At 36.7% G+C, this 11,089-nt stretch carries 10 protein-coding genes and 2 tRNA genes; 10 read left to right on the forward strand and 2 right to left on the reverse strand.

Translation table 11 applies throughout. The annotated features are described in order from the left end of the window. Positions 1 to 98 precede the first annotated feature (98 nt). The 5 genes from QME45_13540 to QME45_13560 all read left to right on the forward strand — a co-directional run bounded on the left by QME45_13540 (position 99) and on the right by QME45_13560 (position 2,577). Positions 99 to 174, forward strand: a tRNA-Ala gene (locus QME45_13540). A gap of 6 nt (positions 175 to 180) precedes the next feature. Continuing rightward, positions 181 to 256 (forward strand) — tRNA-Lys (locus tag QME45_13545). A 347-nt stretch (positions 257 to 603) separates the two neighbouring features. Next, a complete protein-coding gene (locus QME45_13550) occupies positions 604 to 798 on the forward strand; it encodes a small, acid-soluble spore protein, alpha/beta type (GenBank protein MDI6619655.1) in 195 nt (64 codons plus the stop codon). 233 nt (positions 799 to 1,031) lie between these two features. Then, positions 1,032 to 1,235 carry an alpha/beta-type small acid-soluble spore protein gene (locus QME45_13555; GenBank protein ID MDI6619656.1) on the forward strand — a complete coding sequence of 68 codons (204 nt, stop codon included), beginning with the start codon at positions 1,032 to 1,034 and terminating at the stop codon, positions 1,233 to 1,235. Between the two features lie 175 nt (positions 1,236 to 1,410). Beyond that, positions 1,411 to 2,577, forward strand: coding sequence for an AI-2E family transporter (locus QME45_13560; GenBank protein MDI6619657.1), 1,167 nt, complete (start codon positions 1,411 to 1,413; stop codon positions 2,575 to 2,577). A 35-nt stretch (positions 2,578 to 2,612) separates the two neighbouring features. On the opposite strand, the gene QME45_13565 is transcribed toward QME45_13560, so the two are convergent. Continuing rightward, a complete protein-coding gene (locus tag QME45_13565) occupies positions 2,613 to 2,897 on the reverse strand; it encodes a hypothetical protein (GenBank protein MDI6619658.1) in 285 nt (94 codons plus the stop codon). A 35-nt stretch (positions 2,898 to 2,932) separates the two neighbouring features. After that, positions 2,933 to 3,466 carry a signal peptidase I gene (gene lepB / locus QME45_13570; GenBank protein ID MDI6619659.1) on the reverse strand — a complete coding sequence of 178 codons (534 nt, stop codon included), beginning with the start codon at positions 3,464 to 3,466 and terminating at the stop codon, positions 2,933 to 2,935. An 802-nt stretch (positions 3,467 to 4,268) separates the two neighbouring features. Between lepB and QME45_13575 the strand changes: the two genes are divergently transcribed. The 5 genes from QME45_13575 to QME45_13595 are packed head-to-tail and all read left to right on the forward strand — an operon-like array spanning position 4,269 to position 10,989. Further along, positions 4,269 to 6,629 carry a hypothetical protein gene (locus QME45_13575; GenBank protein ID MDI6619660.1) on the forward strand — a complete coding sequence of 787 codons (2,361 nt, stop codon included), beginning with the start codon at positions 4,269 to 4,271 and terminating at the stop codon, positions 6,627 to 6,629. Further along, positions 6,629 to 7,558 (forward strand): ABC transporter ATP-binding protein, encoded by a 930-nt coding sequence (locus tag QME45_13580; protein ID MDI6619661.1) that lies wholly within the window; start codon positions 6,629 to 6,631, stop codon positions 7,556 to 7,558. Before QME45_13575 ends, QME45_13580 begins: the two co-directional genes overlap by 1 nt. Next, positions 7,555 to 8,427 (forward strand): ABC transporter permease subunit, encoded by an 873-nt coding sequence (locus tag QME45_13585; GenBank protein ID MDI6619662.1) that lies wholly within the window; start codon positions 7,555 to 7,557, stop codon positions 8,425 to 8,427. Before QME45_13580 ends, QME45_13585 begins: the two co-directional genes overlap by 4 nt. Beyond that, a complete protein-coding gene (locus tag QME45_13590) occupies positions 8,424 to 9,992 on the forward strand; it encodes a hypothetical protein (GenBank protein ID MDI6619663.1) in 1,569 nt (522 codons plus the stop codon). Before QME45_13585 ends, QME45_13590 begins: the two co-directional genes overlap by 4 nt. A gap of 10 nt (positions 9,993 to 10,002) precedes the next feature. Next, a complete protein-coding gene (locus QME45_13595) occupies positions 10,003 to 10,989 on the forward strand; it encodes a MoxR family ATPase (protein ID MDI6619664.1) in 987 nt (328 codons plus the stop codon). Positions 10,990 to 11,089: the final 100 nt, after the last annotated feature.

The following is an 11,089-nucleotide window of genomic DNA, read 5'->3' on the forward strand; positions in this document are numbered from 1 at the left end:
GTACTGAAGCGGTGACGCTTCGGCAGAGTAAGTCACTGCCCATATTAGCATTTTTTAGTTTGGCATAAACTTTATTATAGGGTTTATGCCACTATCATGGGGGTGTAGCTCAGCTGGGAGAGCACCTGCCTTGCAAGCAGGGGGTCATCGGTTCGAATCCGTTCATCTCCACCATTTTATGAGCCACTAGCTCAGCTGGTAGAGCACATGACTTTTAATCATGGTGTCCGGGGTTCGACTCCCCGGTGGCTCACCAGAAGATCAGGCATATAGCATGTCTGGTCTTTTTTAATATATACTTTTTCGATCGACATATCGCATCTCTTGAAAACCTGCAAATCAAATTTTGTTTATGTTTAAAAAATAACATAAAATTCAAATAAAGTTTTAAAAAGTAAAACAGTATATAATATTCCTTATATGCTATAATATACTGGTTATATAATACAGATATGTGATGCATAATACTATTGCAAAGAAAAAACATTTATGAAATTTCTTGATATTAAATATGTAAAGATTTATGTAGTTTGTTAAATTCATATTGATACGATTGCAATTATCGGAGATTTTTTTACATAAACTGAAAGGAGGTGAACTATTATGCCAGATTATAATACTTCTGATCGTAAAGGAGTTAGCAAGAGGTTCACTCAGGAGACAGCTGGAGAAGTTGGTGTTCAACTTTCTGACTATAATCCAGAATTAAAAGCAAGAGATGCAGGACGTGTTGGAGGAAGAATCACACAAAAGCTCGTTGACGCTGGTAAAAATCAGCTTGGTGAATTTTCAAAGTAACTTAGATTTATATATTTTTTTAAAGGTAGGTATATTTGCCTACCTTTAACTATGCCAGTAAGACAGCATGTATTATGAGTTACTGTTTATTCCAGTATAGCTAAAAAATAAATAACAGTTGAATAAAAATACATAATTGCAAAAATATACATTAAATAATTAAAAAAATAGTGGGCAATATAATTAATGCAAGGATAATGAATCCTTGAAAAAACAATGTGGGAGGGGATTATATGCCAGCAATGGTAAATAAACAAGATTTATATAATTCTGATCGTAAAGGTGTCAGCAAGAGATTTACTCAAGAAATAGCAAGCGAAGTTGGAGTTCAACTTTCAGACTATAACCCTGATCTTAAAGCAAGAGATGCAGGACGTATAGGTGGAAGAATCACTCAGAGGCTTGTTGAAGCAGGAAAGAGCCAGCTTGGTGAATAATAGAATTATTGTAGAATAGATAGAAATCAATAACAAAAGGTAGGCATTTTGCCTACCTTTTGTTATTGAAAATAAGACATACGCCCTCTGAAGAATTTTTTAAAAAATGTAGAGAAATTTTGTCCAATAGGGTAGAATTATTATGATATAATACGGAGTGAGGGTGGCTTTTTCTGTGAAAGACGATGAAAAACATGAAAAATTTTTTGATAGAAAACTTTTATATTATGGCAAAGTTGCATTTGTAGTCGCTACAGCCATATTTATAAGTTATTTTACAATTAAAAACTTAGATACAATAGCCGTATACATAGCAGGAGCTGTAAACAAGTTTTTTAAGGTATTGACGCCGCTTATTATCGGGGTAGTATTGGCATTCCTTTTCAACAGGCCTGTCATGTTTTTTGAAAAATTTTTTGGAAAGATAAAAATAAAAAGAAGCCTTAGCATAATACTTTTATATTTGATAATAATAGGTGCTATTACGCTTATCTCAATATTTATCATTCCAGGAATAGAAAAGAATATAATCCAGCTTACCAATATAGATTTGCCTGATTATTCAAATATAATAGTTGAAGACTTCGACAGATTAAAAAAGCTCCTTAGTTCTACAGGGTTGACTGTGGATAGCGGCAGTATTGAAAAATATATTGCACGATTTACTAATATATCATCCGTTGTCCTGGGAAATATAATGGGATTTATAAAAGGCCTGACAAAGGGTATTTTTAATTTTATACTTGCAATGATACTTTCCTTTTACATATTGCAGAAAAAAGAAAAGATATTGGGTTCAATAAAAGAGGTAATCCTCTTATTCAACAATCATAAAATAAGCGACCCGATTATCCAGCAGGTTAAAGAGTTCAATACCATATTAAACGGATACATCTCAGGAGTATTAGTTGATGCGGTAATTGTTCTCATAATGGCCATGATAGGCTTAAAGATTATAGGGCATAAGTACTTCCTTCTTATGGGCGTACTTGTGGGACTGCTAAATTTGATACCATATTTCGGATCGATTGTAAGCACTATAATTGCAGCCTTGCTTGCACTTTTTCAGGGGCTGCCCGAAGTTTTTTATACGGTTGTCATGCTTGTAATAATACAGCAGATAGATGGGAACATAGTACAGCCAAGGGTTATAGGCAATAAAGTAGGACTTGAGCCCCTTTATGTAATAACCGCCATACTTGTGTTTGGCAGTTACTGGGGATTGCCCGGGATGATACTTGCCGTACCTTTTACAGCACTAATCAAGGAAATACTAAAAAGTATTATGAACAGAAGAAAGGAACAGCTAAGATACAGGGAACAAACAAAAAATACCAATTAGATACTATTTAGAACGAACCCACAGGATATTTTACACTATTTATCTTTGCATATTTCATCTTTGTATTGTTCCAGGATATAGTCTTCATCCCTGTACTCAAATGGCTCATCCTTTAAAATCTGTTCAATTATTTTAATCAATGTTTTATCCTTTATGCTTTTTTCTCTCTTAGCCCTAAGCTCGAATAAAAACTCTACGGCATCATACAGATTTTTAAACTCGTATTCCTCCACTTCTTTTTTTAATTTCCTTTTTTTCTTATCAAGGTTTAATTTTGTAAATTTTTTCGATTCCCGCAGCATCTTATCAAACTCATCCATAAATAAGTTTCCTCCCGTTAGATTACTTGAATATATCACTTAACGATTTTAATCCTGTTAAACGGAAATAATAATACCTGAGCTTTACCCACTAAATCGTCTGCAGGTATGTAGTGGTTTTTCCATTCTCTTGCATCAAAAGAGTCGCGCCTGTTATCACCCAAAAAAAAGTAACTATTTGCAGGAACTTTAAAAGTACCGGACTTACCTCCGTTTTGTATAACATATGGTTCGCTTTTATGTTTACCGTTTATGTACAATTCTCCATTCTCTTTTATATCTACCATATCGCCTGGAAGACCTATGAGCCTCTTTACAAGTACTATCCCGAGCTCTTTTGAATTAAATACTATTATATCTCCTCTTTGCAGCTTATTTGTATTATATATTCTGGTTACAGCAATCCTGTCTCCGATTTTTATAGTCGGGTACATCGACGAACTCGGGACTTCGATCATAAAAAATAATGTTTTGTTTATGATTATTGCGATTAAAATAGCTGCTGCTATAGGCAAAAGCCAATCCTTCATTATATTAACTCCTGTACTGTTATTTTTTATATCTTTCATGTGCGGTACCACCCATCGAATTTTTTTGAACTTCCATTATATTACGCATTTTAAAAGCTAAGATTTCTTATTCTCCTATACCATTTTAATAAATTGCACAGTCCATGTCCATAAGATTATTTAATATTCTCCCGGTCAAAAGCTTTAAGGAATATCGATGAATGCCCTTTTGCCTTATTTTGCATATATTAAATATGAGATAATAAAATGGACGGGAGCATGTTAAATTGGCGCTTTTCTCAGGTGAGGAGAATTTTTTCAGGCATATTGTGATGTTTATCGTTATCCTTGCGCTGTTAGGGTTTATTCTGATATTATTTGGTCATACTGATATATTTTCAGGTATCTTTTTATTATTTCTTTCGATTTTTATAAACTATATAAAATCGTCGGGACTCTTTATTGTAAAATCAAGGATGTACTGGAATGACAAACATGTAACGTTAATCGACATAGCATTATCTCTGGCGGTAATTGCTCTGTTCGGTTATAAGTTTATAAATATTTATTCGAAAAATATTTTTTCTATAATAATATATAGTGGTTTTTACTTTATTTATATAGTGTATATATACTTTTCGTATAGATCACGGTGACAGAATATATGGAGTGCATATTTTATACTGAAATAATATTCTTCAGATGATTTTGATATATGCAATGCATGTAAAAACGCGGTAAAAATAGTGGAACAAGTCGGCATATGCATACGTCTAAAAGATGTAGTGGTATATATAAATATATTAGTTAATATATGGTATGATTTCTATATAGAGTATAAAAAGGTAGAGGGGGAAAAGTAATGAAAGCCAGGTTCATGAGGGTAATAATATTTTCAATGGCCTTGGTTCTTTTTTTATGTACAAGTGCTTCGGCAGAAAATAAAGGGGATATCAAATTCGATATACAAATAGGTTATGGTGGAGTATTTAAATTCAACAATATGGTTCCTGCCATTGTAGAGGTTGAAAACGGTGGCGGGAATATAGCAGGGGAACTTCAAGCCGAGATTCCAAACACAGATAACATGCTTACCATATATTCTGTACCTGTAAGTATATCAAGAGGTACTACTAAAAAATATCAGCTTGATTTGCCTTTAACATCTTATGGAAATATAACATTCAATCTTACAAAGGGAAAGGATGTAATATACAGGCAGAAGGCTTATATAAGCGGAGGATTGAGCCAGAATACATACTTCATAGGCATATTGAGTGACGATTTTGATTCGGTTAATTATTTCACTGATGCTAGACAGGATAGCGAAAGCGTAAAATTGGATGAAGACAACTTCCCCGAAAGCATCGAAGAAGCACAGATGTTCAACGCCATAGTTGTAAATAATTTTGATACATCAAAGCTTGACAAAAAAAAGTATGAAATATTGAAAGAATGGGTGCGACGAGGAGGTTTGCTTATAATAGGGACAGGACCTTCATATTCAAAGTCGCTATCTGCATTTAAGGATGGTTACATAACCGCAAAAATCGGTGGCATAAAGAAGATTTCAACGAATGCTTTGTATTCGTTCGTGGAAAAGAGCAGCAGCGCGCCTCTAAACATCGACATACTTGATATGGATATAGAAGGTTCAATACCATTGATAAAAGATGGGAACAATAATATTGCCCTCCGGATTGGCAAGGGCAGGGGAAATATAGTGGTATCATTGCTTGACTTCGGATTAAAGCCTATTTCGGACTGGGATGGGAATAAACCGTTTGCCTCAAATATTATAGCAGCCTTTCCGTACCAGAGCAATAGCAACCCGAATGGAAAATATGGTATGGGATCTTATTCCCTAATCGGAGGCTTGAAAATTATTCCCGATATTTACTACCCTAATCCGATGCTATATCTGCTTATATTTGGAACTTATATATTTCTTATAGGGCCTGTAAATTATCTCGTGCTGAAAAAGAAAGACAGAAGGGAATTCATGTGGTTTACAGTGCCGGCGTTATCCATAGTTTTTGCGTTTGTAATGTATATAGCGGGTTCATCTACGAGAATGAATAAGCCTATAGCAAATATAGTTTCAATAATGGATTTGTCCAATGGCGGACTAAATATTGAATCTTATGCAGGCATATTTACGCCGTATAAGGGCTCTATAAAAGTGCAGGCAGGAGATGGAATGGATATAAAACCTCCTATCGGGATAAGTTCAGGGCCGGGCAATTACAATATTAGTGCAGATAAAGCCGTTGTTGATTCCAAATATATTTTTGCTTCAAAAACAACAGCAGAGTTCTATAAAAATAAAATATGGGACATGAGGGTAACAGGACTTGATATAAATATTCCTAAAGCAGAAAAGGTTGACTGCAGTGTAAACTATGCCGATGGGGCTTTTGCAGGTTCAGTCAAAAATGATACGTGTTTTGACTTTGATGAAAGCTATATAATAGGCTCTAACTGGTATATTTCAACAGGATCTGTTAAAAAGGGCAAAACAAAGGAAATAACAAGTTCACCTGTTGATTTTAACTCTCCAGAAGACCTTGTCTGGAGCATATATCCTGTTGTGAAAGAGTATCGTATGAGCGCAGGAAGGTTCGACTCTAAGGATATCTTCAAGCTAAAGCAGGCAAGTCTTGCCTCCAGTCTTATACAGTACATAATAACATCCGATAAATTTAAAAATATAGGGATGAAATTTGTGGCCCTGAGTCGGTCGCAGATAGAAGGAAGCTTGATTGTAAACGATAATGAAATCAAAAAAAATGAAACCTTGATGGTGATATCCAATGTCAATGCCACATTTAAGAAGGGTAATGAGGCCGAATACCCGAAAGGATATTTATCGCCTGTATCCACAACATCGAATTTCAAGGAGTATAATCCATATGATAACTCATATATGGGAAAAGGCGATATGGAGGTTGATTTCAAGGTAGATGGGAATGTAAGCATAAAAGAAGTCCATGTGGAATGCACTACAAGCATAAAGCCATCGTCCAATGCTGGTTTAAAGGAATACCTGTGGGACAATAAAACAAGTTCCTGGGAAGAAAAAGATCTTTCAGCGTATAATTTAAGCGGTCAGGATATATCGAGATACATAAGCGGCAATGTTATTAAAATAAGAATCGTATCTGCGAACGCCAGTGCAAATATAAAATTGCCTCAAATAGCCGTGAAAGGGAGTGCTAAGTGATGCTTGAGATAAAGAACCTCTGCAAGAGGTATGGGAAATTTAACGCTCTCGATAATTTGTCGCTCAGTATTGACGAGGGGGAGATATTCGGGTTCGTAGGCCCCAATGGTGCTGGAAAGACGACAGCTATGAAAATAGTATGCGGGCTTTTATCACCGACATCCGGAAAGGTATATATAGATGACTCGGATATAATAGAGGATGTAAGGAAGGCAAAATCGAAGATAGGGTATATGCCCGACTTTTTTGGAGTCTATGATAACTTGAAAGTGGACGAATATCTGCAATTTTATGCCTCTATTTATGGCATAAAAAAAGCTGAGAGTAAAAAAATAACAAATGAACTTTTAGACCTTGTCGGGCTATCCGATAAAAGCCAGGAGTATGTCGACAGTCTGTCAAGGGGCATGAAGCAGAGGCTGTGCTTTGCCCGCTGCCTTGTACATAACCCAAGGCTTCTGGTGCTCGACGAGCCGGCTTCTGGCATGGACCCTAAATCAAGGATTGAGATGAAGGATATATTAAGAACATTAAAAGATATGGGCAAAACCATACTTGTAAGCTCCCATATACTTTCTGATCTTGCAAAGCTCTGTACGACAATCGGAATAATAGATCATGGAAGGATAGTCGCGCAAGGAAGCGTAGATGAAATCAATGCAAGGGTACATGGAAGGAGAACCATAAGGATAAAGCTGAAGAGAAAAACCGATGAAGCCTTACGACTTTTAAGAGAGTTTATAACCATAGATAAGGTATCCATCGAAAGGGAATATATCGAGGCAGGCTTTACAGGAGATGATAATGAACTTCGTGCTATACTGGAGCGTCTGATAACATGTAAGATCCCCGTAATCACCTTTACGCAAACTGAAGGAAACTTAGAAGATATATTTATGAAGGTCATAGGAGGCGCAAATACACGATGAATATAAATCCCGTATTTTTAAGGGAATTGAGGGTCAGGATGAGAGGCTGGAAATTACCTGCCATAATTGTAATATATCTTGCTATAATGGCATCTGTTTCGATTTTTATGCTTAAAATAGGGACAGGGAAGGATCTTTCTTTCATATATGTAAATCCGGATAAATTCACTGCAACTTATACATATCTGTCCATAATACAGTTTATGCTCATACTCTTTATTGCCCCTTCATTGACAGCCGGAGCAATTTCAGGTGAGAGGGAGAAACAGACTCTGGATATTATGCTTAGCACTCCCCTTTCTCCGATATCTATTATATTTGGCAAATTATTGTCATCCATAAGCCAGATAATGCTTCTTATAATTGTTTCTCTTCCTGTATTCTCAGTGGTGTTTTTGTTCGGAGGGATATCGCTTCTGGATATGGGAGAACTTTTTGCCTTTTACATTCTTACGGCTTTAACACTTGGAGCCTTAGGCTTGTTCTTCTCGACGTTCTTCAAGCGGTCTTCCGTATCTGGTGTAGCATCATACGGAGCAATGGCTTTTTTAATCCTCGGGACTTTATTGCTCTCTGCAATGTACATGTACTCTTATGTTGAAAGAACAGGAAAACCGATGGCATTTACTCCTATCCTGCTTTATATAAATCCTATGGCAGGTTTTGCCTCACTATTAGCTGACCAATTCGGTACGGGAATTTCAGTCATGAGGTTATTTGGAAATTCTGTCAGTGCTAATGCCGGAGGAATGCCACTGTGGGAGGGAAACATGATATTTGACGGCTGCATAATAGTGATAACATTGCTTTTATCTATAGTAAAGATAAATCCCGTGAGAAAAAATATATTTAAAAGGAGGCCGTCATGAGCAGCATCGATAATCAGTTTATAGCTTCTATAAAAGCCTTTAAGAGAAGGATATGTGCATCATCCATAATAAAATATGCCATGCTTTTTTCATCATATGCACTTGCAGCGGGTCTTCTTATATATATAGTTTCCATATTTTTACCCATATATGGTGTTTATATGAAGTGCGGATATTTACTTGTGATATTTATAGTTTTCGGGATAGCTTTTGGAATATATAAAAGTCCCGGACTAAAGGAGGTTGCATTAAAGATAGATTCCATAGGTCTTAAAGAACGCGTGGTGACAGCTATGGAGCTTATAGGGGATGAATTTTCCATGGCGATGCTGCAAAAAAAGGATGCACTGGAACATTTAAAAAATGTAGGCTCCAAAAAGATACCGCTGCTTCCTGATAAGAAATATATCATGCTGTGTTTTATTCTTTTTGTCTCTCTGGCAGCAACGGGTTTCATTAAAAACCCAATGGGTGATATCGCTAAAATGAGGCATAACTTTCAGGTAGAGAAAGATGGCCAAATATCTTCTGTAGAAAAGATAGAGAAGGAGCTGAAAAATAGCAATGCCCTTACTACTGAGGATAAAAGGGAGATAGAGGAAAAACTAGCTGAGCTAAAAAAAGAAATAAATGAATCAGAGAGCATTGAAGAGGTAAAAAAAGCTTTAAACAGAGGGCAGAAAAAGATTGAACTGTCTAAAAAGAAATATGATGCAAGCAAAGAGGATCTTCAAAAAGCTATAGATATATTTTCTAAAACAAATGAAACTGAAAAGGTGGCGGATGCCATGGAAGGCAGCGATGCCAAAGCGTCATCGAAAGAAATAAAAAAACTCTCCGAAACTTTGAAGAATATGGATGGTAGCAGTAAAAAAAGAATTTCAAAAGATTTCAAAGACATTTCATCAAACCTTAAAAGCACCGATGGGCTTGAAGAATCCTTGAATAAAGCGGCAGACGATATTGATGCAGAAGGAAGCATAAGAGAGGATGATCTTGACAACCTTGCAAATAGTCTTGAAAGTCTGGTTCGAAGGTCTAATGCATCAGATGCCGTAAAAAAGATAACGGATGATTATGAAAATATGAATGGAGGCGAGAAAGGAAACGGCGAGCAAAATCAACAGGAAAGTGTGGGAGCACCGGATGGAGGAAGCGGAAAGGAAGGGGCATCAGGTGAGTCAGGGCAAAACAGCAAAGGCCAAGGGGCAAGCGGCAGTAGTGGCTCCGATGGTGAAGACATGACTCCTCAAGGAACGGATGGCAATTCCATAAGCCATAAGGATGGTTCTGAGAAAAAGGTTGGAGAGTATGAAAAAGTATATGCTCCTGAAAATCTTGGAGGAAACGGTGAACAGTCATACATTTCCGGAAAACCATCGGGAAGCGGAAATGTGGATGTGGAGAAGTCGGATTATGATAATGCAGACAGGGGAGAGAGCATACCATATAATAAAGTATACGGTGAGTACAAAGAACAGGCTATGGAGGATATAGGGTCTTCCAGAATACCAAATGGTATGAAGGAGATAGTAAAGGGTTATTTCAGTTCTCTTGAAGAATAGGAGAAAAACTATGGATATAGACGAAAAAACAATAGAGGGAGTAATAGATACCATAAACAGGTCTGAAATGGAGATATCAAAGGGCATAATAGGACAAAAGGATGTCATAAGAACGGTTTTGATGGCGGTATTTTCAGGTGGTAACATACTCCTGGAAGGAGTACCAGGTCTCGGGAAAACTCAGCTTGTAAAAACTCTAGGGGAAGTCCTGGATCTTTCCTTTTCAAGAATACAGTTTACACCCGATTTGATGCCTTCAGATGTCGTGGGAACAAGCATAATCATAAAAGATGAGCGTGGAGACAACAGGTTTGAATTCCAGAGAGGTCCTATTTTCTCGAACCTTGTACTGGCAGACGAAATAAACAGGGCGACCCCTAAAACCCAGTCGGCACTTCTTGAGGCCATGCAGGAGCATACTGTAACCAGCGGAAGGAAAACATACATTCTTTCGGAGCCTTTTATGGTTATTGCGACTCAAAATCCCATTGAAATGGAAGGAACATATCCACTACCGGAGGCGCAGCTTGATAGGTTCATGTTCAAACTGGACGTTAAATTTCCAACACTTGGAGAGCTTATGGATATAATGGATGTGACAGTTACAAATAGAAAAGTTGAAATAGCAAAAACAGTAACGGGAAGGGACATATTATATATGAGGAAGGTTATAAGGGATGTGCCTATAGCAAAGCCTGTACAGGAATACGCATTGAAACTTGTACTTGCGACCCATCCCGATATTGAAGGTTCTCCGGATATATGTAAAAAATATGTAAGATTTGGAGCAAGCCCAAGAGGCGCTCAGGCGATTATAGCATCCTCCAAGGTAAAAGCACTGATGGAGGGAAGATATAATGTTTCTTTTGACGATATTAAATATATGGCATACCCATCATTAAGGCACAGGATATTTCTAAATTTTGACGCTGTAGCCGACGGCATTACGGCAGACAAAGTGATAGATAAATTGCTTGATGATGTTGAGGAATTATAACAAAATTTTATCTGTTGCATAAGGTTAAAAGGATAAAATAAATTCAATCTATTGTGCTACCTGACAAATTACTGGTAAAAGGAATATTATACCAATATCT

Source organism: Clostridiales bacterium (assembly GCA_030016385.1).
GTDB lineage: Bacteria > Bacillota > Clostridia > Clostridiales > Oxobacteraceae > JASEJN01.